This window comes from Eisenibacter elegans DSM 3317, from assembly GCF_000430505.1.
Taxonomy (GTDB): Bacteria; Bacteroidota; Bacteroidia; order Cytophagales; family Microscillaceae; genus Eisenibacter; species Eisenibacter elegans.
The window spans coordinates 295555-321462 of sequence record NZ_AUMD01000019.1; the positions used below are offsets into that span (position 1 = coordinate 295555).

Genomic DNA, 25908 nt, shown 5'->3' on the forward strand with positions numbered 1-25908 from the left:
AGCTTATGAGCCTATTCCTCTGTTCTGCCCGGTTGTTGTGGGCGGCGGAGGTAAGCCGGTATTTCGAGTTTTTCTTTAAAAGACTCTTGGTTGACATCACTGCTCAGTTTTTTGAGGCGTTGGATGCGTTCCTCGGCTTCGCGGGCTAGGCGCTCACGTTTGGCTTCCAGCTCACGTTGTTTTTGGGCTTCACGTTCCAGCTCGATGTGTTTGTCAAAAACATCTTCGTAGCCATCCGGCTCATCGTCTAGATTATGGACAATGCGTGTAGGTTCTGCTTTTCGAGGTGGCTCGGGTATCTCATCCTCTTCTTCTTCAGGCATGGGGATGGGGCGTATGTCGGCAGGCTCTTGAGTAGCGGCCTCTTGTTGTAGGCTTTCCGGATTGGGGATAGGCTTTATATTAAACACGACGCTACGCTCATTGTCTTTGTAGGTATTTTCGACCACCGGGGGCTTGTTGCTGGGGGGAGCATCGAGGGTCGTAGGCGATTCAAACCCTGTGGCCACAATCGTTACGCGGATACTATCACCCAAGGTGGGGTCAATACCATTGCCAAAGATAACTTCGGCTTCTTCTCCGGCTTCGTTTTGGATATATTCTGTAATGCTCATGAACTCGTCGAGCTGTAGTTCGGCTTGCTCGCTCGACATCACAGAAAGCAGGATTTTCTGTGCTCCACGGATGCTCTGGTTGTTGAGTAGTGGCGAGTTGAGCGCTTCTTGTGCGGCACGGAGGGCGCGGTCTTCGCCTTCGGTTTTGGCCGAACCCATCACGGCAGAGCCAGAATTGCGCATAACCGTCTTCACATCTTCAAAGTCTACGTTTACGTAGCCTTCTACCGTGATGATTTCGGCGATGCCCTTGGCAGCGGTGGCCAAGATATTGTCGGCTTGAGCAAAGGCATCACTCATTTTGAGGTTGCCATAGATTTCGCTCAGGCGGTCGTTGGAAATGACCAGCACCGTGTCAGAGTGTTTTTTTAGCGCTTCTATCCCTTTTTCAGCCTGTTGCTTTTTCTTGCGGCCTTCAAAAGTAAAGGGGGCTGTTACGATGGCCACCGTCAAGATGCCTAGCTCGCGGGCTATTTCGGCGATGATGGGCGCAGCGCCCGTCCCTGTACCACCACCCATACCGGCAGTGATGAAGAGCATACGGGTATTTTCTTGAAGCATTTCCCTGATTTCATTCTTGCTTTCGAGGGCTGCTTCACGGCCTTTTTCGGGGTTTGCGCCCGCTCCCAACCCTTGGGTAAGGTTTACCCCTATCTGGAGTTTTTTGGGAATAGGACTAAGGTTAAGTGCCTGCAAATCGGTATTGCAGACAATAAACTCCACCCCTTGGATGCCTTTGTTATACATATAATTGACAGCATTGCTGCCTCCGCCGCCTACCCCAATAACCTTGATGATAGATTTTGCATTGACGGGAATATCAAATTCGTAACTGTTCGCCATACCTTTATAGTCGCCTTACAATTTGCAAATAAATGTACTATTTATTCGGTTTCCAACCTAGCGTGTAAGTTTTTTTCTTGGATGTTATATTCTATCATCTTCTACATCATCAATAAGCATGCCTTTTGTGCGCTCAATGATTTGCCAGAAGAAGCTGCGTCCTTCGCCTTCTTTCTTGGGTTTGCGCAAGTTGCTGCCGCTGCTGATCTGGTGGTAGCGGTTGTCGCGCTCATCAATAGCTCTAAAGCCTGCAATCACCAGTCCCATTGCTGTCGCATACATAGGATTTTGGGCAATGGCCACTTTGGACTTGCCGAGGTACTCCGTAGGATACCCGATACGGGTGTCCATCTTGGTCATATAATGAAACAGCTCATCGCAGTGTTTGAGCTGCGAGCCGCCGCCTGTGATGACTATTCCGCCGACGAGCTTGTTAAGATAGCCGGATTTGATGATTTCTTGGTGTACCATTTCGATGATTTCACACATCCGGGCTTCGATAATCTCGGCCACCGTACGCAGCGAAATTTCCTTGGCAGGGCGGTTGTGTAGCCCTGGTACAGAAACAAACTCCTCTGTAGAGGCCTCTTCGGCAATGGCGCGTCCGTGTTTGATTTTGAGGCGCTCGGCCTGCTTTTCCATAATCACACAGCCTTCCTTGATGTCATTGGTGATGATTTGCCCACCCAAGGGGATGACTGCCGTATGGCGGATGATGTTTTCATAGAAGATGGCTACATCTGTGGTGCCGCCGCCTATGTCTACCAAGGCCACCCCTGCCTCACGCTCTTCTTCGGTGAGTACAGACATTCCCGAGGCTATTGGCTCTAGGATGAGGTTGTCGATTTCTAACCCTGCTCTGCGCACGCATTTGTTGATGTTGTTGACGGCGCTGGTTTGGGCGGTAATGATGTTGAAGTCGGCTTCCAGCTTGATGCCTGACATTCCTACGGGTTCTTTGACTCCGGTTTCGAGGTCTACGGTATAGTCCTGGGGCATGACGTGAATAATCTCGTCACCGGGTTGGGTAACGGTACGATACATCTCATTGGTGAGGCGGTTTACGTCTTCTACCGTGATTTCATCATCTGATGAGGGGCGGTGAATGCTGCCCCGTTGCTTCATACTCTTGATGTGCTGGCCGGCAATGCCTGCGTTGACAATGCGTATATCAATACCGGACTGCTCGCTGGCTTCTTCGATGGCCTCTTCCATAGCCTGAATGGTTTTGTTAATATTGGTAACTACCCCCCGAAAAACACCGTTCGAGGCGGCCTTACCCATTCCCAAGATTTCTACCTTTCCGAATTTATCCTGCCGGCCTACCAAGGCACAAATTTTGGTGCTACCGATATCTAGCCCTACTACTATCTTATCTTTTTGCATAATTACTCACAGATGATTTGATGGTCATATTTGAGGTTGATTCGCTTATAGGCGTTCCAGCCTTTGAGGGGTAATATCTCGTCGTAAAAAACTTTCAGCTTCTTGAGTTTATTATCAATATCAAATAAGCTACCAAATTCGACGGTTTGCTTGCCAATTTGAGGATACAAGTATGCCTGCTTGTATTTATCTACGTGAATATGAGCTATTTGCGCCCTAAAAAACGGCTCCGCATACAAGGCTCTGAGGAGGTGTAAGAGTTGCTTATCTGCTGTTTCTAGCTCAAAATTAGGTAATTCTTGCGAATCTTCACGGGTAACTGTCAAGACACGAGACGTATATTTGCGCACTACAGGCATCAGGCTGGCCAAGCTGTCTATGTAGAAGTCGGGCTTTTCGTCTCGTACAAAACGGGCTATGGGGCGCTTTTGGGTAATTTGTACAAACAAATCCCCCTTTACATTGCGCGACACTTGACAGCCTGCCACATACGCATTGGTACGGATACGTTCTTCTAAGGCTTTGACGCTGAGCTTCTGGTGGGCTTCGCCAATGATGGTATGCCGACCGTCTTCGCTCATCAGGCGCTTGATATCCTCTTCATCCAAAAAATAATTGTCGAGCTGGGTGTCCTGAGCAAAGCTTATGACTAGTTTCTGGCAGGTTTTGGATTGGTGTCTAGTTTCTACAAAACCCCACAATAGCAAGCAGCTCACTATCAGGATACTTACACGGATTTCTTTGCGTAATTTAGGAAATAGTTGTTTCATAAAAGGCTTCTATAGCTCAACTTTCGAGTGTTGATGTTTGGGTCTTTTGTTGCAAGATAGTGTTTATTTTGGGAATTACATTCACAATATCTCCTGCGCCTACTGTAGCCACAATGCAGGGCTGGTCGAGTTGTGTCAATGATTCGAACAGTGCGCTGATATTGGGATGGGCCTTGACAGCAGCCGAGGGGATGATGCTGGCTAGTGCCTCTGCGCTTATGCCTTCGATGGGTTGCTCTCGGGCGGGGTATATAGGCAACAGCCACACCCTGTCGGCGATGGCTAGACTTTGGGCAAACTCCTGCATAAAGTCCCTTGTGCGGCTGAAGAGATGAGGTTGGAAAATAACCGTTACACTGCGTTCAGGGTATAGGGCTTTGAGCGAGGTCAAAAAAGCCGCCACCTCGGTAGGGTGATGCGCATAATCATCTATCAATATCCAATCGGGGCTTTTGTAGTGGTAATCGAAGCGGCGCTGTACGCCCAAGAAGCTCTCTATGCCTGAGCGCAGCTCTTGGGGGCTTAGCCCCAAGGTTTGCCCTATACCCAAGGCCGCTACGGCATTCTCTACGTTGTGGTAGCCTGGTGTTTGGAGCCGGATATCTGTTAGTTGTAGGGTGGGGCTTTGATAGTCAAAAACAAACATCCCGTCTGCCACCCTGATATTGGCCGCATAGTGTGTGCTCGACTCGCTTTGTTCGCGAGCATAGCAGTGTGTTTGCAAGCTATCGGGCAGCGCTGCCAACGAGAGCTGTGTGCCCTGTTTGTGAAACAGGCTTCCTTGCGGGTGTACACAAGCCGCAAAAGCCTGATAGGCCGCAGAGACCTCTTCGGTCTGGCCATAGATGTCGAGATGGTCTGCCTCGGTAGACAAAATCACGGCCACGCTGGGGCTGAGGTGCAAAAACGAGCGGTCATACTCATCGGCCTCTACCACCACAATCTCCTCTTCGGGCGCACAGCCTTGGGCTAGGAGCATATTGGTTTGGTAGTTTTTCATCACTCCACCCAAGAATGCCGTTACGGGTTTGCCACTGTGGCGCAGCAAATGTGCTACCATCGACGAGGTGCTCGTCTTGCCGTGTGTGCCCGCAATGGCTACTGTAAAACGTTGGCGTGTAATCAATCCCAATACCTCCGCACGCTTGCGGATGAGGAAGCCTTCGCGGCGGAGATAGCTCAACTCAGCATGGTCATTGGGTATTGCCGGGGTATATACAATCAAGGCATCCGCATCAGCAAGGATATAGTCCGGAATGCGGTTGGGGTCGTCTGTATAGTGAATATCCATCCCTTCAGCCTCTAGCTGGGTAGTCAAGGGGGTGGGCGTTTTGTCATAACCGGCCACACGCGCTCCGTTGGCCAAGAACCAACGCGCAAGGGCGCTCATTCCTATCCCGCCTATTCCGATAAAATAAAGGTTGTTTGTTGGTGGCAAAGCCGTAGTAGCACTAGCAGATATTGACATAAAATATGGGGATACAGCAAGACCCGAAGTGTTTCGGGCTTTTGCGGTTGGGGGTTTAATGGGTTTAATGGAGCAAAAATACACAAATTTGACGATTGACGCGTTTAGATTGACGATTGTGGATTGACGAGGGACGATTAAACTGTAAATCTCAAATTGTAAATCGTAAATCTAAAATTCAGGCTTCATTTTGATTGTTTTCCCCAAAAGCAACTTATATTTAACGCAGCGGTTCTGATAAGGACAGCGGCCAAGTTGGCTACCTACCCTACATACTACTTGCATATTTTGTTTGGCTTAGCACAAAGCTTTGGCTTCATCATCAAAACAAGATTCTATTATTCTAAAACACCCTATACACCGCCTTCACAAACAACTACTTCAGTACTCAATATTTAAGATACTTTATGCCCAAGACGCTACTACCCAACGCCTTGTTGTTTTTAGCTGGTATATCGCTGGTGCTTTTGAGCAACTGCCAAGGCCAAACACGCTATAGCGGGCTGATAGACAGCTTGTTGAAAACAGCTCCCGAAAGTTATGCTTTTGCGCCCATTCTAGAGGCTCCTGAGCAGTATGAGCTACAGATTATCTACACCCAAATCAATCGGGATGCTCAGAATCAAGCGCAACTCAAAACATTTCATTACCGCACTGCCAACGCCCCCTACTTCTACCCCGCCAGTACGGTCAAGCTACCCTATGCTATTGCAGCCTTACAGCGTCTCAACGAATTGGACCTGATTGGCCTCACACGCTACTCACCGATGGAGGTCTTGGTGGCTCGTGAGCCCCAAAAACCCAACAAGCTCAAAGACAGTACCAGTGCTACCGGATACGCACATCTGGCGCACTATATACGCAAGGCACTGATTATCAGTGATAATGACGCTAGCAATCGGCTGTATGAATTTGTAGGCCAAAAATACCTCAACGAATGTTTTTGGCGGCGTAATTATGACGACTTGCGCCTCATCCACCGTCTAGCCAACAGCAAGTTCAAATCTGTAGACAACCGCTACACCAATCCGATGCGCTTTTATCGTGTCGACAACCCCGAGGTGTTGGTCTATGAGCAAGCCGAGCAGCTCAACCCCCAAGCCTATCCGCCAAAAATAGATCCTATGCGCAAGGGTATTGGCTATATTGATGATGATACGGGAAAGCTCGTCAAACAACCCAAAGACCTGCGCGATAAAAACTATATCAGCCTCCCAACGCTACATCAAATCCTCATTGCGACCATGATGCCCGAAGCCGTAGCCCCCGAGCGACGCTTCAACCTCAGCCTCCAAGACCAACGCCTGCTCTGGCAAGCGCTCTCTAGCCTCCCTCGCGAAAATCGCTACCCCGACTATAGCCAGTATCCCGATAATTATAACAAATACCTGCTCTATGGCGATACCCAAGGGCGAAGTATACCGAGCAATATCCGTATTTTCAACAAAGTCGGAATGGCTTTTGGATACCTGATTGACAATGCTTATATCGTTGATTTTGACAAAGGGCTGGAGTTTTTCCTCTCGGTAGTGGTCTATACCAATAAAAACCAAATTCTTAATGATGATCGGTATGAGTACAAAACCATCGGCTTTCCTTTGCTCCGAAATATAGGCCAACGTTTCTATGAGTACGAACAACAACGCATTAAAACACACAGACCTGACTTGAGCGTATACAGACTGAACTACGATTGACGATTGCAGATTGGCGATTAAACTCTAAATCCCACTTATGATTTGACTTTCATCCCAAAAATCAGGATGTCATCTATTTGTCGGTGTGTACCATTTTCGGTCCATTCCCTCAGCTCTTGTTCCAATACATTTTGTTGTTCATCAAATGGCAGCTCACTGATTGTCAGAAAGACCTCTCGCAGCCTTTTGGTAGAAAAACGGCGGCCTTTGGGCCCTCCAAATTGGTCTTGCAGGCCGTCAGAAGTAAGGTAAAATGTCATATCATCCTCGATAGGGATGGTATGTAAGCTGAAGTGGTCTTGGGTGGTATAGTTTTGAAACCCTCCAATGATGATATTATCCCCCTTGATGACCTCCAGTTCTCCGTTTCGGATGAGGTACAGAGGATGTGCGGCAGCAGCATAATCCAACCGATAAAAATGCGATTGCTGGGTTTGAGGGTTATATTTTTTGTGCAACACACAAATACCGATGTCCATCCCGTCTTGGTTGCGGGTTTCTTTTTGTCGTAGTGCTCGTTGTACTTCTTCTTTGAGGTTGTGTAATATCTCGTCTGGGTTGATAATTTGGCGAATATTGACAATCTCGTGTAGCAAGTCATTGCCTATCAGGCTCATAAAAGCCCCAGGGATACCATGTCCGGTACAGTCAGCTACTGCAATAATCAGCCGGTCTTGCATGGCGGCAAACCAATAAAAATCACCACTGACGATATCGCGAGGCTTATAAAAGATAGTAAAATCTTCTATGTGGGCGGCAATCTCTTCGTGGCGTGGCAAGATAGCTGTCTGAATGCGCCTAGCATAGTTGATACTGGCGGTCAGGTCGTTATTTTTGTGTTCTATCAGTTGTTTTTGCTGCTCTAGCGCCTGACTTTTCTCATTGATTTGCTCATATGCCTGAATTAGCTCTTGGGTACGCTGGGCTACTTTTTGTTCCAATAAGGCATTGAGTTCGGCCAGCTTTCCTGTATTTTCGTTCAGCTCTTTTTCTTGTTGGTAGCTTTTGAGCCCCTGTTTGATGGTAATGACCAAGTCTTCTTCTTGCCAGGGTTTGCTGATACAGCGGTAAAGATTGGTATTGTTGAAGAGCGTCGTGATGGAGGTGATAGGGCGATCGGGATCTATAAGCAATATTTTGATGCTCTGCGGCAGGGTCTGATGAACCTTGCTGAGCAATTCTTCCCCAGAGATGCCTTCGAGGTGATAAGCCGTCAACAACAGCGGAATTTCATAACCTTCGGCCACAAAAGTCAGTATCTTCTCCCATGCCTCTTGGCCGTTGGAGGCGTGTTCTATCCGAAAGGTCGTACTGAAATGCTTGTCGAGCTGCCCCAAGAGGGCTACCAAAGCATCCAGTGCTGATTCTACACAAAAGAGTATGCGCTTCATACAAATGAGTTAAGTAAGGCTACACGCGCCGCAGGCCATTGGGCAAAGATACAACAAAAGTAGTACCTTGTCCTTGTTGGCTTTGTAGGTCGATAGTTCCGCCCAGTTTGTCTACCAAGGTTTTGATAATCGCCAAGCCCAAGCCCGTAGAGCCTTCGCCTTGAGTAGGGCGGGCGCTGAGGCGTTGGAATTTTTTGAACAAAAGCCGCTTGTCTTCATCGCTAAAGCCCTGCCCTTGGTCTTTGATTGTTAGCTCAAACCGATTTGCCTTGAGCTTGAGACTTATCATTACAGTCGTATGGGGGTAAGAAAACTTAAGCGCATTTGAGAGGAGGTTATTCAAAATCCTTACCACAAAATCACCATCTGTACAAACTACAGTGGTTTGGGGTGGAAAATCACGTTGGAGGGTGATATTTTTTTGTGTGGCTTCGGCTTCAAAAAACACCAATTGCTCTTCTAACAAACTGACCAGCGCCACGTCTTGGCAATCAGGTTCGGAGCCTTGGTGTTCGTACGCATTGATATCCAACAAATCACGGATAAGGTGATAGCCTCGCTCTATGGTTTGGCCGGCAAGGCGCATATACTGTTGTTGGTCTTCGTTTAGGTGGCCTGCCAGCTTGATTAGCTCCAACACTCCTTTGACTTTGTTGAGTGGGGCTTTGAGATCGTGTGCCACGATACTCATCAGCAGGTCTTTCTCGTGATTTAACTCTTGCAAGGCCCTATTTTTGTGTTCGAGCTCTTCTGTTCGTTGCTGTACCTTGCGCTCCAGCGAGGCATTGAGTTCGGCCAATTCTTTGTTTTGTTGTTCTATTCGGATGCCCTGTTGGTAAATTTTCAACCCTTGATTGACCGTGCTGACCAGCTCCTCTGCGCTCCAAGGTTTGACCAAGTACATGAACAACCCTGCTTGGTTGATGATATTGCGCACCCCCTCGACGGTAGCCTGCCCTGTCAACAAGATATTGAGGGTATTGGGCGAATATTGATGGATACGCCGCAGCAGCTCGTCGCCGCGCATTCCGGGCATAGTAAAATCTGTGATAACGAGCGGGATATCGTGTCCTTCTTGGCGCAATTCATCAAAAAGTGCCAGCGCTTCTTCAGCGCTTTCGGCTATTTCAATCAAAAAAAGTTCCTCAAAATAGCGTTTGAGTTGTTTTTTGAGACTGTCTAAGATGAGCTTTTCATCATCGACACAGAGTATCACTTGTTTTTTTATCATATCCGATGGTGCTAACCCCATCTAAGGGCTTCAAGTACTTTCTGTTGTTTGTGTAGCTGGTTGGTGTATGGGTAAGTATATCATAAATACCGTTCCAAACCCTTGCTCACTCTGCACATCTATTCGGCCTTGGTGTTTTTCGACAATTTTTTTGACAGTATGTAGCCCCAATCCACTGCCCTCGCCTATTTTTTTGGTAGTAAAAAAAGGTTCAAAAATCTTCGGAATCAGCTCTGGCGCTATTCCTTGTCCGCTATCTCGGATAGCCACTACGACCTCTTGTAGGCTGTGCATTTGTAGTTGTATTTTGATAGTGCCTTGGTAATTCATTGCCTGCAAGGCATTGTGAATCAAGTTACTCCATACTTGGGTAAGCTCATCAGGATACCCCCAGATATGGGGTACTGCATCAAAGCGCCGGACAATGTCCAGTCCTTTTTTGGTATAATTAGCAAAGAGCACCAAGACTGTCTCCAAGCTGTCGGCCAAGTCTACTGGCACAGCCTCCGCATCGTCGGCGGGGTGTGTAAATCGCTTGAGCGAATGTACAATCACGGCTGCCTTTTCGGTGGCGTGTTGGATATGGGCGCTATCTCGTTGGAGGGTAGTCAGGTGATAGGCCATCTCTACCACCAGCCATCTGGAGGGGTGCAACAAAAGGGCTATATACTGCTCCCAGTCTTCTACCAAGCCGATGTCAGTCAGGGTGTCGGCCAGGCTATCGGCGCTTTCGAGCTGGTAGCTTTCGAGCAAGGCCTTGAGCTGCCGGCGTTGTTGGCGCTCTTCGGCGCTAGTACGGGGGCGACCTTGCTGTAGGGCTTGCGCTACCAAGGCAAAAAACAGCTTTTGGTATTTCTCATCCAAGGCCTTGAGCAAGAGTGGCAACTTACGGATGGTCTGCTGCACAGAGTCGCGCATATTCTCAACCGAAGCCTGTATGGCGCCCAGCGGAGTGTTGATATCGTGTGCGATACCTGCCGATAGTTGGCCTATCGTGGCCAACTTTTCGGTTTCTATCAGCTGGGCTTGAGCAGTTTTTAGGGTTTGGTGGTTTTTATCCAATACCCGTAGCTGCCGTTCGAGTTGCTCTTTTTGTTGCTCAATAACAGCTTTTTGCTGCCTGAGTGTCTGCTCATTGGTGTGCCGTGTCAGTGCGGCGCTAACCCACTGCCCCAAGATGATGATAAAGTCTACATCTGTCTGTACGATGCGCTGTGGCAGCGGCTCGCTATTGAAAAAAGAAAGTACGCCAAAAAGCCGGTCTTGGACAATGAGCGGGATACCTAGGTAAGCCTCTACCCCGCCCTCTAGGTGGTTGAGTGTATGGGCATATTCTGTGAGGCTGACGTGATCGATAGCCAGCGGCAGATGGTCTCTACAACAAGCCGCTTCGATACTTTGCGCCAGCGGAATCCCTTCCAACATATTCGTGTTGGCCAGCCAGTCGGCGGCGATAGTGACCCTGCTGACGTGCTCAAACAATATCAAGTGTTCTGATTGGAGCTGATAAATCACTCCTTGCTCAAAGCCAATAGCCTCTGTAGAAGCTTCCAATACCTCTCTGATTTGCGCCTTGAGGTCGCCTGATATATTGGCGGTCAGGGCATAGATTTGTTCGACCCGCTGTTTGGCCTTTTGTAGGGTTTGTTGAGAGTGTTCTAATTGGATGTTTTTCTGTGCCAACTCCTTATTTTGTCTCCTTACGCGTTCCTCCGCACGCTTGCGGGTCGTGATGTCTACCATCCCTACCGATACGGCATAAATCTGCCCGTACATATCATATACCGGATTGACCTGAAACTGATACCAAACTCTGCCGGCATATTTTATCTTGAGAGATTGGTCCAAGATATGGCGCTCTCCGAGCAAGGCTTTTTGAAACAGCTGCTCAAAAACCGGCTGTACCTCCTCAGGTATCATCGGGGCTACTGGCGCACCTTCGCGAAGCCTTTGCCCAAAAAGCTCTTGGGCATATTCGTATGCTAAGGTGTTGAATGTCAGTATATTTTTTTGGGGGGATAAAAGGCAATAAGCGTGGCTCAGGTTATTCAGAATGGCTTTGAGCTGTACGGCAGATTCCTGTAAACGCTGTTGTTGGGCTACCAAGACCTCATTGTGTTGGTCGTATTGTTGTTGCATTTGTTGCCAGACCAAGCGCATACCCCGCGCTTGGCGCAAGTATACCCAAAGCGCAAGCATCCCTAATAACAGGCCAGAGATGACCAGTATCTGCTCAAATGATAAATTGAGGTGTAAGAGCTTTTCAGAAGCTGCTAAAAACATCGAACCACAATAATAAGGAGATGAATTGATGGTTTTAAGATACGCTTTTTTGACCAAACTAGATACACCTCAAGCACAGTTTTAGAAAAAATCATCCTAATATGCGTATCTTGCAGCCCCTTAGCCCATACTGTTTTTATTCACCCAAAATATTTTGTCTGATGGATATTACCCCCGAAGAATTGCAAGAACGCCTAGCCAAGGGCGAAGCACTCCATATTGTAGATGTACGAGAGCCTTTTGAGTATGAAGATGATAACCTAGAGGGTATACTCATTCCCTTGGGCAACATCGGCGACCGCTGGGAAGAGCTGGCCGAGCTGAAAGAGGCCGAAATCATTATCCACTGCCGCAGTGGCCGCCGCAGCGAAACGGCGCAGAAGTTCCTCCAAAGCAAGGGCTTTGCCAATGTGCGCAACCTTATCGGTGGTATCGAAGCTTACCGCAGCCTCTAAGCCGCTGCCTCATACCTCTGCGCCCTTTTGGAGTCAGACGCTCCGAAAGGGTCTTTTTACACACCCCATTACTCCCTGATTATTTTGAAGTTATTCCCTAATTTGGTTCGTGCGGTGGTCTCCGGGTTGGAGTCCATTTTTGCTAAAAAACAATACGCTGACAAAGTTATCGAGCGGCTCTTGCGCTCTAACCCCCGCTGGGGCGCACGCGACCGTGCCTTTATTGCTGAAAATATCTATGATATTGTCCGCCACTGGCGGCGCTATACCGAAGCCCTAGGGCTTTCGTACCAAGATGCCCCTACCGAAGCTCAACTATGGCTTATTTTTGGGGTACATCAGATGAGCCAAGGTTATTACCTACCCAACTGGGAGGAATTTGCAGCATTAGACCCCGCCCAAATCGAAAAGCGGCTGAACCAACTGCTCAAGCGCAGAGAGGTGATGTATTCTATCCCTGACTGGCTCGACCAACTAGGCTATGAGGCTTTTGGCAAACGATGGGAGGCGCAACTCGACGCACTACAACAAGAAGCTCCAGTGGTGTTACGTACCAATACACTCAAAACCAGCGTATCGGAGCTGAAAGCCGCGCTCCAAGCCGATGATATCGATACTTACCGCCTAACCGAATACCCACAGGCCTTGGTACTCAAGGAGCGTAAGCCTGTATTCAAACACCCACTCTTCAAAGAGGGCTGGTTTGAAGTACAAGATGCCGGCTCGCAGTTTATCTCCCAACAATTGGATATACAACCCGGTATGCGGGTGATTGATGCCTGCGCCGGAGCCGGAGGCAAGGCCCTACACCTAGCCGCTCTGATGGAAAACAAGGGGAAGCTCATCGCAATGGATGTAGAAGAATACAAACTACAGGAGCTAAAACGTCGCGCACGCCGCGCCGGTATTTCAGTCATCGAGCCGCGCCTGATTGACTCTAACAAGGCCATCAAACGCCTTGCCCAAAGCGCAGATCGCCTGCTGCTGGATGTGCCTTGTTCTGGCTTGGGGGTATTGCGCCGCAACCCCGATGCTAAGTGGAAACTACAGCCGGAGTTTGTCGAAAAAATCCAGCAAGTCCAACAAGATATCTTGCAACGCTACAGCACAATGCTCAAGGTAGGGGGGAAAATGATTTATGCAACCTGTAGCTTATTGCCTCAAGAAAATGAGCACCAAGTACAGAAGTTTTTGGCCAATCACGGTGCGCAATTCCGGCTCCTGTCCGAATGGCACCTCAGCCCAACATCTCATAATACTGATGGCTTCTATCTGGCTTGCCTCGAAAGGATTGCGGAGTAACCAGCTTGTAGATTGACGATTTTAGATTGACAACCTGAAATCCCAAATCGTAAATCCCAAGGGAGATATGCCGGAAAAATGCTAACTTGAATGCACGAACAAAACTATCCTACATTTTATGGAAGCATCTACGGCCTCTTCAAAATTACACATCCCCTATCCACCTCGCCTCCCCTTTTTGGGCAATATGTTGAGCCTTGCCGGAGGCACCCCGGTACAAAAAGCGATGGCCTTGGCCGGGCGTTATGGGCCGGTGGTAGCGCTTAAGTTTCCGCAAGTTACGGCCTTACTCATCTCCAGCTACGAGCTCGTCAGCGATGCCTGTGATGAAAGCCGGTTTGCTAAAAACCTTAGCCGCCCCCTGCTCGAAGTACGTGATTTTGGCGGCGATGGGTTGTTTACAGCTTGGACACACGAGCCCAATTGGCAGCGGGCGCACAATGTCCTGATGCCCGGCCTTGGGCAGCGTGCCGTCAAAGGATATTTCCCGAGTATGTTGGAAATAGCCGAGCAATTGTTGGCCAAATGGCACAACATCCCCGAACATCACTGGGTGGATGTCAGCGCCGATATGACCCGCCTCACCTTCGACACCATCGGCTTGTGTGGATTTGGCTATCGCTTCCATTCTTTTGCCTCTGCCCAAGACCACCCCTTCGTGGCCGCGATGGTCAATGCCCTAGAAGATGCCATGATGCGGATGTCGTTGCTGCCTATTCAGCGTAAGCTCCGATGGCGCAAAAACCACAAATACCGCCAAAGTGTGGGGTATATGAATACTGTGGTCGATGAAATCATCCGCGAGCGCAAAGCCAACAGTGAGAAATATGCCGCTCATACGGATTTTTTGAGCCTGATGCTCAACGCTGTAGACAAAGAGAGCGGCCTCCAGCTCGACGACCTCAACATACGCTATCAGATACTGACCTTCCTCATTGCCGGCCACGAAACCACCAGCGGCCTGCTGTCTTTTGCGCTTTATTTTTTGACCCAACACCCCGAAGTCTTGGCCAAAGCCCAAGCAGAAGTAGACCAAGTGTTGGGAACAGAGGTGTATGCCCGCCCTAGTTATGCCCAAGTAATGCAACTCAACTATGTGCGGCAGGTGCTCTATGAGGCGCTGCGACTGTGGCCTACCGCACCGGGGTTTGGGCTGTATGCCCTCCAAGATACCCTATTGGCGGGGCGTTACCCTATTGCCAAACGCCAGCCGCTCATCGTCTTAGCGCCGATGTTGCACCGCGATCCGGTAGTTTGGGGAGAGCACCCCGAGCGCTTCGACCCTGACAACTTCCACCCCGATAAGGTCGCCGTCCGCCCGGCAGATGCGTTCAAACCCTTTGGGAGCGGCCAACGAGCCTGTATCGGCAGGCAATTTGCGATGCTAGAGGCCACCCTCGTCCTAGGAATGGTACTACAGCGCTACGAGCCTCTGGCCGAGCCCGGCTACCAACTGCGTATCAAAGAAACGCTCACCCTCAAACCCGACGCATTTCGCATACGCCTGCGCAAACGCAGCGATGCCGAGCGCCAAGCCAATTGGCAAAATCGCCCCATCGTAACCGAAACAAGCACACAGCCCCTGCTGCCCCCACACGGCACCCCCCTACACATTGGCTATGGCTCTAATATGGGAGCAGCCGAAGAGTTTGCCCAGCTATTGGCAGAAGAGGCCAAAAGTTATGGCTTCAGCCCGCAGCTAGCGCCGCTTGATGTGTATGCGCCACAAATGCAGGCCTTGGCCGAAAACCCAACCCACTTTGTGGCCATTGCTTCGACCTATAACGGCACCCCTCCCAACAATGCCACTGCATTTGACCAATGGCTTGATGCGCAACCCGCCAACAAAGCACTGCTGGCCAATCTTTCATACACCTTGTTTGGCTGTGGCAATACCCAATGGCGTACTTTTCAGGCCTTCCCCCGCAAGATAGAACAAAAGTTGAGCGCCTTGGGGGCTGCTCTCTTTTACCCTAGAGGCGAGGCCGATGCCAGCGAAGCTTTTGAAGAAGCCTTTGACACTTGGCGGGCAGGCTTTTGGGAGAAACTATTGGAACGCCTCGGTCTACAGCTACGCCCATCTGCGCCTCCACATACAGCCCCTACGCTATCGCTAGAGTGGCTTCCCGAAGACCAAACACCGCCGTCCTATATTCCACAAAAAGGCACACTCTCGCTGGTAGTCGAAGCCAATGAAGAATTGCAGGATGTAATGGCTTCGGGGCGCTCTACTCGACATATCACTTTTCGGCTACCGGAGCACTGTCAGTACCAAACAGGCGACTACCTACTCATCCATCCCGAAAACCCCGATGTGTTGGTTGAGCGTGTGTGTCAGCGCCTAGGGTTGAGCGCCAGCCAAGGGCTTGTACTCCAACCGCCTGCGCCGCGCCACCTACCTACCGACAGGGCGGTGCGTTTGGGCGATGTGCTAAAGCACTGTGTAGAGCTACAAGCTCCAGCCACACGCAAGCAGCTAGAACAGTTGGCTGCGGCCAACCCTTGTCCGCCCGAAAAAGTTGCCCTCCAAAAGGCCGCACAAGCGGAAGTGCTTGCCCCTTACACTGTTTTGGAATGGTTAGAACGCAGCCCTGCTTGTAGCATTACGGCAGCGCAACTGCTGCTGTTGCTGCCGCCACTCAAGCCACGCTATTTTTCCATCTCTTCCTCGGCGCTTGTACACCCGCAGCAAGCCAGCTTGACGGTAGGCGTATGGAAGGGGACGCCTGCCGAAGGAATTGAGCGCCACGGAGTTTGCACAAGCTACCTGGCCTCCCTAGCACCCAACACCGAATTGCAGGCCGACTGGCAGCCACATCAAGGAGATTTCCACCTAAGCAACGACCCTAGCCCTGCGCTCTGGATTGCTGCCGGAACGGGCATCGCGCCTTTTCGAGCTTTTGCCGAAGAACTGGAGCACCTCTACCAACAAGGGCAGCCCGTAGGGCCGGTATGGTTGTTTTTCGGCTGCCGACACCCTGAGCAAGACTGGCTCTACCGACACGATTGGGAGCGCTTTGAGGCACAGGGCTGGCTGCGGCATAGCCCTGCCTTTTCGCGGGTAGATAATGAGCCTATGTATGTACAAGAAGCACTGTTGCAACAGGCCAAAGCTGTTTGGGCTTTTTTACAGCAACCCCGAGCACGGGTTTATATCTGTGGTGATGCTCAGGGTATGGCCACTGGCGTACATGAGGCCTTGGTTCAGCTAGCCACCCAACAAGGAAACCTCCATACGGAAGCCGCAAAGGCATACTGGGAACAAATGGAGGCTCAAGGGCGATATCTTCGGGATGTATGGAGCCACGCATAAGTACATCAAAAGATCACGCCACTAGACCTTTTCTAGAAAACCTGAAATATGGATGCGTCTTTGCTCCCTTGTTGGCGGTCAAATATGTGTCAAAAACAAGGGGTAAAATGAGACTTAACCCACAGTGTTAACTATGGGATTTGAAAAATATCCAGTGGCGTGAAAGATCTTATAACTCACGCTCACACAGTGTTTGGTGTTATATTATAAAATAAAATTGGTTATTTCGAAATTTAGCGTTACTTATGCAAGACGCAAGCACAATAACACTAATGGTGGATTTTTGTGATATTTTAGCGTAGAGTTTATTATCAGACAAGTGCCAATGCCAAAATAGCTTGTGTTTTGTTTATTATGTGATATATTGAAAATCAAGTGAATAAAACAACTAAGCATTCAAAATTAAAAACTCATAACTACTTATTGTCAGATATGGGAAAAAAAACACTCATCCTATTATTAGGTCTCGGGTTTTTTGCTGGCCATTTACTGGCGCAATCCCGCAGCACGCCAGCGCTTATCGACCTACACAAGCTCGCAGAAGCAGGGCATTTGCTAGAAAATAAGGTAGTTTTTATCGAAGATACAAGTACTACCCTAAGCCCCACAGAAGCAATCAAAATCCTAAACACCAAAGGTGGTGAGCCAGTTTTTGATCCTTATCAGATTACCTTCCGACAGCGTAACTCCGTTTTTTGGCTTTGCTTCAAGGTACAGGATACAGCCTTTGAGGAAACTCGCAAAAAATGGGTGCTCCAAATCTCTTACCCTTCTTTAGACAGTATAGATTTATATTATCTTGACAAAAAAGGAGCACTTCAGGTTTTTCAAACAGGCGATAAAAGAGTGTTTGTAGAGCGTGACATCAAGTCGACTCGCTTCTTTGCCTTTCATCTTCCTATCTACAGTGCCGAAGTACATACGTTTTACCTCCGTATCAGGAGCGACGGCCTTCTGAATGTGCCGATAAGTTTTTATGAATTGGAAGATTACTACACACAAACCATCTATGAAGAAACATTGATGGGAGCTTTTTACGGTATTATCTTGGTATTGAGCTTCTACAACCTCTTCCTCTTTTTTGTGCTGCGTAGCCGTATGTATCTGATGTATGTGGCTTATATGCTTAGTGTTGCGGCCTTCTCTGCTGCTCTTGACGGGCATTTATTCCAATATGTCTTCTTTTGATCAGTGTATTGGGCTGAGGTTGCTGTAGTGCTTTCAGGGTATCTCTCTTTCTTCTTTTTGATAAATTTTATTCAGGTTTTTCTTAAAACTGCTAGTAATATCAAATACCCCCATCTGATATTGAACGTACTCAAGTACTTTCTCATACTGATGACGCTTTTCTACCTGATTTCGGGCAATTACAAAATCCCTGTCGGTGTTTTGTCCTTAGTCTCTCCCGTTATTACTTTCATTATCTTTTTGGTCTGTTGTTATGCCATTTACAAAAAAATACCTTCTTCGGTTTTGCTTAGTGTAGCCTTCTTAGGCTCACTTCTGGGTATTTTTATCTATGGCTTAAAAAACGTGAATATTCTACCCAATACCCTGTTTACGTCCTATGCTTATTATGTTGGTTTTAGTGTTCAGGGTGTTATTTTTTCGCTAGCACTAGCCGCCCGCTACAAGCAACTAAAAAAAGAACTCATAGACACCCAACGAGAGGCCAACGAAACCCTAGAAAACAAGGTAAAGGAAAGGACAGAAGAACTAGAAATCCTTCACCAAGAAATGGTAACCCAAAACGAAGAACTACAACAAAGCCAAGAAGAAATTTTGGCACAACGGGATGCGATAGAAATAAAAAACCACGAGTTGGCTCAAATCAACACTCAAATGCGTAGCAGTATTGAGGCTGCAAAGGTAATTCAAAAAGCTATTTTGCCCTACCCACAAAAACGAGAGCAGCTACTCCGAGACCATTTTGTGATATTTAAACCCAAGGATGTGGTGTCGGGTGATTTTTATTGGCTCAACAAAATAGAAAATACCACTTTTATAGTCGTAGCTGACTGTACCGGCCACGGGGTTTCTGGGGCTTTTATGACCTTGATTGGCAACAATTTGCTCGATAAAATCATCCGTGTATGGGGTATTAAAAATCCTGCCGACATCTTATCCAGGTTGAACGAGGAGGTCGAGATTGTATTGAGGCAAAAGGAAACTGGTAACAACTATGGAATGGATGCGAGCGTGATGATATTTACCCCAAAAGATGGGGGTAGCTTTGAGGCTGTTTTTGCTGGAGCCAAGCAAAACCTCTATATCATCAGGCAAGGCCAGGCCTCGGTTGAGGTGATTCAGGGCAAACGAAAATCTGTTGGAGGGTTTCAGAATCCTGCTTCGTTTTTTGAAAATCGCCCACTAACACTCCAAAAAAACGACCGTGTCTATATGTCTACCGATGGCTATATAGATCAAAACAACAAAGTGCGCAAGAAGATTCTCGAAAAAGGGTTTATCACACTTTTGGAGCAGGTTCAAGCCCTGACAATGAGCGAGCAAAAGCACGCATTGCAAGAGTACCTCCAAAGCCATATGCAAGGAACCAAACAACGCGACGATATTTTGGTCATCGGCTTTGAGCTCTAGGGGAAATATCGGTATTTCAAAGCCTTGAAAATCAAGTAGATATTGGCATAAAAACAAAACTTTGTGTAGTAAACCCACGGTTTTACGCGTGGGTTTCGGGACTCTGTGGTTTTTCTGTCGTTAAAACGGGTTGGTCGCAAAGACGGTCAGCTCTTTGATAAAGCCTCGGTCATCCATTTCGAGGGCGGCTTTGATGCTATGGGCAATTTCTTTGGCAGAAAGCTTGTTGGCCTCTTCGGGGCGCTCTTGGCGGGAGGTTTGGGCAAAAGCCGTGGTAACTTCGCTGGGGTTAATCAATATCACACGTACGTTGTGAGGACGTAATTCTGCTTGCCAACATTCCGTCATCCCACGCAAGGCAAATTTAGACGAGGCATAGACCGTGCCGTGGGCAAAACCGCGAGTGGCTGCCGTAGAGGCTATGTTGATGATGTTACCTGCACTTTGTGCTTTGAAAATTTCGGCGGCTTTTTGCGTTGCCAAGGCAAGTCCAAATACATTGGTACGGTATACGCGCTCAAAAGAAGCCAAATCTATCTGGTCGAGTGTTCCAAACTCTCCTGTTCCAGCGTTGTTGATGAGGACATCCAAGCCCCCAAGCTGTGTTTGTACGGCGGCAAACATCCGCTCGATACCTTCTGGCTCGGCAATATCGGCCACTACATAAGCAGCACCGGTTTCGGCAGCTGCGGCTTGTAGGCGGGCTTCGTCGCGCCCAGTAATCAGTACTTTAGCCCCTGCGGCAGTGAGCATCGCCGCAGTAGCTTTGCCTATTCCGAGGCTGCCCCCGGTCAAAAGAATACGTGCATTCTGGAGGTTCATATATCTTTGGTGTAATGGGTTTTGAATGTTGTAACAATGAAGGTTAAACACGCATCCCCAGCCGAAAGTTCAGGTCCATACAGCAGCAAAAAATGTGTTTTGAAGGTTCATATTACTGTAGAGGCAGCCCAATCTGTATCGGACTGCCTCAGGCTTAGCGCCTTATTCCATCACCAACACGAGGTCGTCTTGGCCTACCATCGCGCCCACACTGAGCACGATTTGCGCCACCTTGCCGGGCTGGGAGGCGGTGATGGTGCTTTCCATCTTCATGGCCTCTATCAAAAACAGCGGGGTATTCTCTTTCACTTCATCTCCTACTTTTACCAATACCTCGGAAAGCTTGCCTTGTAGCGGTGCGCCTATGTGCTTGGCATTGCCTTTGTCTGCTTTTTGATTGACCTGCTTGGTAATGGCGGCGCTGCGGTCGCGCACGAGGGTACGTCGTGCCTGCCCATTGACCTCAAAGGTAACGACACACATCCCATTTTCGTCAGCCTCTTGTATATATAGTAACTTGATAATCAGGGTTTTGCCTTCGTCCAAACGAATCAGTATCTCTTCGTTGGGCTTGAGGCCATAGAAGAACGCCGGTGTGGGGATAAAGTTGACATAGCCATACTCTTCACGAAACTTATAAAAGTCTTCAAACACCTTGGGGTAGAGGCTATAAGACAGAAAATCCTCCATCGTCATCTCTTCGCCAAACTGCTGGCGGAAAGCGGCAAACTCGTGGTCAAAATCGATGGGGTCGAGGTATTCGTTGGCGCGCTTGGTCAGGGGGCTTTGGTCGCGGAGGATGATTTTTTGCAACTGCTCCGGAAAGCCGCCATAAGGTTGACCGAGATCGCCTTTGAAGAAGTTGATGACTGATTCGGGGAATGACAGTGTGTGCCCACGCTCGTAGATGTCTTGCTCGCTCAGGTCGTTGGCGGTCATAAATAGGGCAAAATCCCCTACTACCTTGGAGCTAGGCGTAACCTTTACAATGTCGCCAAACATACGGTTGGCCAAGGCATAGTTTTGCTTAACCAACTCGAACTTATCGCCCAAGCCCAAGCTTTCGGCTTGTGGGCGCAGGTTGGAGTATTGCCCACCCGGGATTTCGTGGTGGTAGACTTCGGCAGTGCCGGCCTTGAGCCCTGATTCGAAGGGGTAGTAAAACTCCCGCACGTCTTCCCAGTAGCCTGAGAACTCATTGAGGCGGCCAAGGTCGATGGTGTTTTCGCGGGGATGGCCTTCGAGGGCTGCCACTAAGGCGTTGAAGTTGGGCTGTGAGGTCAGGCCAGACATAGAGGCGATGGCCACATCCACCACATCTACGCCCGCCTCGATGGCCTTGAGGTAGGTGGCCGCTTGGATAGACGAGGTGTCGTGGGTATGCAGGTGGATAGGCAAGCTCACAACTTGTTTCAGCTCACGAATGAGTACTTCGGCAGTGTAAGGCTTGAGTAGGCCTGCCATATCTTTGATGGCCAAAAGGTGTGCTCCTTCGTCTTCGAGGCGACGGGCAAGGTCGAGGTAATATTGTAGGGTGTACTTGTTGTCTCGTGGATTGAGGATGTCGCCGGTATAGCTAATGGCTGCCTCGGCCAAGGCACCGGTTTGTTCGCGCACTGCTTTAATGCTGACCTTCATATTATCCACCCAATTGAGGGAGTCGAAGATGCGGAAAATATCGATGCCATTCTCCCAAGACTTTACCACAAACTGCTCAATCAAATTGTCGGGGTATGCCTTGTAGCCTACAGCATTGGAGCCACGCAGTAGCATCTGCAACAAGATGTTGGGCATACGGCGGCGGGCTTCGCGCAGGCGCTCCCAAGGGTCTTCTTTCAAGAAGCGCATACACACATCGAAGGTTGCACCCCCCCATACTTCCATCGAGAAGACTTCGGGGTGGTTTTTGGCCATACTTTCGGCCACACGGGCGAGGTCGAGCCCCCGCATACGGGTAGCCAACAAAGACTGGTGCGCATCGCGGAAGGTCGTATCAGTATAATGGATGCGGGTGTCGGCTTTGAGCCATTTGACAAAATCCTCCCGACCCAACTGGTTAAGCAAGTCTTTAGTGCCCTGCGGATAGGGCGCAAACTTGTCAAACGCAGGAACGCGGGGATTGCGGAAGGTCTTGCGAGGGTCTACAAACTTCACATCCGGGTGGCCATTGACCACTACATCCCCCAAGTATTTAATGACTTTGTTGGCGCGGTTGAGGCGCTTGGGTAGCTCAAAAAGCTCCTGATGGTTGGCAATAAATCCTACTGTAGCCCTGCCACTGATAAACTCAGGGTGTGAGATGACATTGATTAAAAACTCGATATTGGTCTTTACCCCACGAATGCGGAACTCGGCCAAGGCGCGTTGCAGGCGCTCACTGGCTCCTTTGAGCGTACGCCCCCAAGCCGAAACCTTGACCAAGAGGGAGTCAAAAAAGGGCGATATTTTGGCGCCATTGTAGGCACTACCAGCGTCAAGACGTATCCCAAAGCCAGCGCCGTTACGGTAAGCATTGATAAAACCATAGTCGGGTTTGAAGTCATTGCCCGGATCTTCGGTAGTGATGCGACACTGGATGGCAAAACCATCGCATTTGATTTCGTCTTGGCTTTTGATGAAAATCTCTTTGTCGGCCAATTGTACCCCTTGGGCAATCAAAATCTGGGAGCGTACGATGTCTATCCCCGTAACCTCTTCAGTGATGGTATGCTCTACCTGAATGCGAGGATTTACTTCGATAAAATAGATGTTCTCTTCTGCGTCGACCAAGAACTCTACCGTGCCTACGTTGTTGTACTGGACGTGTTTGCAGATGGCTAAGGCATACTCATAGAGCTTATCTCTGGCTGGTTGGGAGAGGGTGATGCAGGGCGCTATTTCGACTACCTTCTGAAAGCGGCGCTGTACGGAGCAGTCCCGCTCGTAAAGGTGAACAATATTGCCGTAGTTGTCGGCCATAATCTGCACCTCGATATGCTTGGGGTTTTCGACATACTTTTCCAAAAAGATGGTGTCGTCTCCAAAAGCTTTTCCGGCCTCATTGCGCGATTCGGCAAAGGCTTGCAGCAACTCGTTTTCTGTTCGGACGACCCGCATTCCTCGCCCTCCACCTCCGGCAGCAGCCTTGAGAATCACGGGGTAGCCGATACGTTGCGCCTCTTGCTGGGCAATGGCGGTGCTGGTCAGCGGCACTTGGTTGTCTTCTATCAGGGGTACGCCAGCGGCCTTGGCCACGAGTTTGGCCTGTACCTTATCGCCGAGCTGCTCCATCACCTCCGGTGTAGGGCCTACGAAGATGATGCCCTCCTCGCGGCATCGGCGCGCAAAGTGTACATTTTCAGACAAAAAGCCATAGCCCGGGTGGATGGCATCGACCCCGTGACGCTTGGCCACATGGATAATTTCTTCGATATCGAGATAAGGCTTGAGCGGCTCATCACGCTTGCCGATACCATAGGCCTCATCAGCTTTGTAACGGTGAAGGGAGTAGCGGTCTTCATAAGTAAAAACGGCTACGGTGCGAATATTCAGCTCTGTGGCCGCACGAAAAATGCGGATGGCAATCTCACCACGGTTGGCCACCAATAATTTACGGATAGGAGTACGCGACGTAAGCATAGATTCTGTTGTGGAGTAGTTTTTGAAAACGGTTCGTACCCTGCAAGGTACGCCAATATCTGTGATTAATCAAGTTTCGGAAGTCCTTTGCCTTGGCCAAATAAAGTAGTAATGGGCGTGTAAAAAGCAGAAAAATTTGTAACTTGGTTTTCAAACCATCAAACAAATAAGGCTTCCGCACCAAATCAATAATCTTTGGTTGCTTGTTACTACTCTAATTATTCGAATGCATTTGCAGCGTTTTTTTTAAAGGTTTTTCAAAAACAATAGAAAACATGCATAGAATAAAATATTGAATTGAAGCCAAAAACAACACAAAAAAGTTTAATGCGAAAGCCCTATCAAACAAATGAGCTTTATCTACAATATTCTTCGTATATTACAAAACAACCCCAAAAAGCCCCACAGCAGCCTCGCCAAAAGTCCTGAAGAACTAGAAGGAAATAATTTTTGTGCCAATCCTGTCGATGGGCACATTTACAGCTCTTCAAATACTTGGACAAAATATGGCGCAGAGACCCCTGAAAAAACAGGTGCTGTAGCAAGTAAAGCCTTGGTACTACTCACCCCACAAGGCCAAATCCCGTCCCGCATGCCCATCGAAAAAATAGCCGAGTTAGTTCGTCAGGTTGACGCACTCGTGATTGATGCCTTTCAGGATGCCGAGAAGGTAGGGGAAATTTTGCTCCAAATCACCCTCAGCACAAGCAACAACCCTCAAGTTCAGATTTCGGCTCGGGGTGAAGTAGACGAGGATAAGGCCGCAGCCCTATTCCCTGCCATCGGAGCCATTGAAGGCTATCAGACCACTGCCGACACCGTGGTTTTCCAATTGCACTATACCCTCAATATGTAACCCTACTAAAAGCTGTAGTCGCCATTGGCGGCCACCGTAAACTTGAGCGCTTTTTTGTTTTGGGCAAATGTGTCATAACCTATTTTGAGGTTTTGCCAAAAACGCAGCAGCTCCGGCTGATTGCGGTATTTTTGTCGATAATGCGCCACGTTGTTGTCTGTCATCCGAAAGGGGAACACATAGACCGGAATCTGCTCTTGGCCTTGGTGTTTTGCATACACAGCATAGAGGTAAATCTCCTTGATTTTATCATCGGTCATGGGCAAACACCCTACCGTTACACAAGCACCGTGGATGAAAATATCACCGCCTAATTTCGCGACCTTATTGCGGAGGCGGTCGGCTTGGTTGGGGTAATTCAAGCCTAGCGACAAATGAAAACTACTCGAAGGGTTGAAACGGTCGATATGATAAAATCCTTCTGGCACCTGCAAATCCCCCTCCTGACGCTTGGGGCCAAGCCCACCCGAGCGTTTGCAGACGGCATAAGTGGCCAGCTTTTGGTAGGTGTCTGCTTGTTTGCTTTTTACATATAGCTCCAGCTCGTCGCTGTCTTTATAAGCCACCAACAGCAACTCATAGCTATTGATTGTCAAACCCTTAGCTTTGAGCTGCTGTGTAATCAGGGCTTGTTTTTCGTCGATAGCCGTCCGCACACGCGGATAGCGTTTTTGCTGGCTCAAAAAATCCGTTTGCTGCCACATACAGGCCGCGCAAAGTCCCAAGATACTCCATAAAAAAAGACGCATATACGGTAGGGTTAGGGTGTTGGTGTCCTTATAACGTCCACAAAGCCACAATCATTGGCCTTGATGGACAAAAATAGCATATTCCACTCTGATTGGAGCCTAACAGGCATTTTTAAGAAAGTAGCTCGGAGCTGGAGCTCCGAGACAGGTTGAGGATCTTATTTGAGCACAAAATAAGACTTAGCCCATCGTTTGGGGATACAACGTTTGGAAAACATTCATTGGGATGGGCTTTTGCCCAATTATACAAAGTGAAAAAGCTCCAATCTGACGGGGGCAAAATTACCCATGTTGCTTTGGAATTATGCACCAAAAAGCAGAACTTATCCCAAGATTTGTTTGATTTGAAAGCTTACCGGATTTTATTTCTTTGATTGCCAAAACATTTTCAGCTCATCAAATTATTTTCATCGACACCAAAACACTACTGTTTGGCTGTTAGGTCGTTAAAAATGCTCGTCGTAGCCCTCCCACGATTAAAATCGTGGGCTAGACATAAAATCTGCGCTTTT

15 protein-coding genes and 1 pseudogene are annotated in these 25908 nt (G+C 48.7%); 6 read left to right on the plus strand and 10 right to left on the minus strand.

Annotated features, from left to right (window positions below):
• Positions 1-11 precede the first annotated feature (11 nt).
• The 4 genes from ftsZ to murC all read right to left on the minus strand — a co-directional run bounded on the left by ftsZ (position 12) and on the right by murC (position 5081).
• Positions 12-1457, minus strand: a complete 1446-nt coding sequence (ftsZ, locus tag G499_RS19045; RefSeq protein ID WP_051296030.1) for a cell division protein FtsZ — start codon at positions 1455-1457, stop codon at positions 12-14.
• Between the two features lie 84 nt (positions 1458-1541).
• A complete protein-coding gene (ftsA, locus tag G499_RS0107265; protein WP_026999401.1) occupies positions 1542-2843 on the minus strand; it encodes a cell division protein FtsA in 1302 nt (433 codons plus the stop codon).
• Positions 2844-2845: 2 nt separating this feature from the next.
• On the minus strand, positions 2846-3613 hold the full coding sequence (locus G499_RS19050) for a cell division protein FtsQ/DivIB (protein WP_051296031.1): 768 nt from the start codon (positions 3611-3613) through the stop codon (positions 2846-2848).
• A 16-nt stretch (positions 3614-3629) separates the two neighbouring features.
• Positions 3630-5081 carry a UDP-N-acetylmuramate--L-alanine ligase gene (gene murC, locus G499_RS0107275; RefSeq protein WP_081413683.1) on the minus strand — a complete coding sequence of 484 codons (1452 nt, stop codon included), beginning with the start codon at positions 5079-5081 and terminating at the stop codon, positions 3630-3632.
• 407 nt (positions 5082-5488) lie between these two features.
• Here murC and G499_RS0107280 point away from each other — a divergent pair, with 407 nt between their 5' ends.
• Positions 5489-6778 (plus strand): serine hydrolase, encoded by a 1290-nt coding sequence (locus G499_RS0107280; RefSeq protein WP_051296036.1) that lies wholly within the window; start codon positions 5489-5491, stop codon positions 6776-6778.
• A 35-nt stretch (positions 6779-6813) separates the two neighbouring features.
• Here the strand turns inward: G499_RS0107280 and G499_RS0107285 are convergent, their stop codons facing one another.
• From G499_RS0107285 to G499_RS20995, 3 genes are read right to left on the minus strand one after another with little or no spacing between them, the layout of a single operon-like run.
• Positions 6814-8169: a SpoIIE family protein phosphatase gene (locus G499_RS0107285; RefSeq protein WP_026999404.1), complete on the minus strand. Its 1356-nt coding sequence runs from the start codon at positions 8167-8169 to the stop codon at positions 6814-6816.
• A 19-nt stretch (positions 8170-8188) separates the two neighbouring features.
• Positions 8189-9400, minus strand: a complete 1212-nt coding sequence (locus G499_RS20990) for a hybrid sensor histidine kinase/response regulator (protein WP_161627711.1) — start codon at positions 9398-9400, stop codon at positions 8189-8191.
• A 30-nt stretch (positions 9401-9430) separates the two neighbouring features.
• Complete coding sequence (locus G499_RS20995) at positions 9431-11683, minus strand: PAS domain-containing sensor histidine kinase (protein WP_051296038.1); 2253 nt, start codon at positions 11681-11683, stop codon at positions 9431-9433.
• A gap of 161 nt (positions 11684-11844) precedes the next feature.
• On the opposite strand from G499_RS20995, the gene G499_RS0107300 reads away from it, so the two are divergent.
• From G499_RS0107300 to G499_RS22460, 4 genes and pseudogenes are all read left to right on the plus strand, one after another.
• Complete coding sequence (locus tag G499_RS0107300) at positions 11845-12138, plus strand: rhodanese-like domain-containing protein (protein WP_026999405.1); 294 nt, start codon at positions 11845-11847, stop codon at positions 12136-12138.
• Between the two features lie 84 nt (positions 12139-12222).
• Positions 12223-13440 carry an RsmB/NOP family class I SAM-dependent RNA methyltransferase gene (locus G499_RS0107305; protein ID WP_026999406.1) on the plus strand — a complete coding sequence of 406 codons (1218 nt, stop codon included), beginning with the start codon at positions 12223-12225 and terminating at the stop codon, positions 13438-13440.
• Positions 13441-13558: 118 nt separating this feature from the next.
• The gene (locus G499_RS0107310) at positions 13559-16753 is read left to right on the plus strand and encodes a bifunctional cytochrome P450/NADPH--P450 reductase (protein WP_026999407.1); all 3195 of its coding nucleotides are present in this window, start codon (positions 13559-13561) and stop codon (positions 16751-16753) included.
• 432 nt (positions 16754-17185) lie between these two features.
• A pseudogene (locus tag G499_RS22460) lies at positions 17186-19351 on the plus strand (7TM diverse intracellular signaling domain-containing protein).
• Positions 19352-19471: 120 nt separating this feature from the next.
• On the opposite strand, the gene G499_RS0107325 reads toward G499_RS22460, so the two are convergent.
• Both G499_RS0107325 and G499_RS0107330 read right to left on the minus strand, forming a co-directional pair.
• Complete coding sequence (locus G499_RS0107325; RefSeq protein ID WP_026999410.1) at positions 19472-20173, minus strand: SDR family oxidoreductase; 702 nt, start codon at positions 20171-20173, stop codon at positions 19472-19474.
• Positions 20174-20335: 162 nt separating this feature from the next.
• The gene (locus G499_RS0107330) at positions 20336-23791 is read right to left on the minus strand and encodes a pyruvate carboxylase (RefSeq protein WP_026999411.1); all 3456 of its coding nucleotides are present in this window, start codon (positions 23789-23791) and stop codon (positions 20336-20338) included.
• 349 nt (positions 23792-24140) lie between these two features.
• Here G499_RS0107330 and G499_RS0107335 point away from each other — a divergent pair, with 349 nt between their 5' ends.
• Entirely contained in the window at positions 24141-24647 is a 507-nt protein-coding gene (locus G499_RS0107335) for a hypothetical protein (protein ID WP_026999412.1), read from the plus strand.
• A gap of 5 nt (positions 24648-24652) precedes the next feature.
• Here G499_RS0107335 and G499_RS0107340 read toward each other — a convergent pair whose 3' ends face one another.
• A complete protein-coding gene (locus G499_RS0107340; RefSeq protein ID WP_026999413.1) occupies positions 24653-25396 on the minus strand; it encodes a L,D-transpeptidase family protein in 744 nt (247 codons plus the stop codon).
• Positions 25397-25908 lie beyond the last annotated feature (512 nt).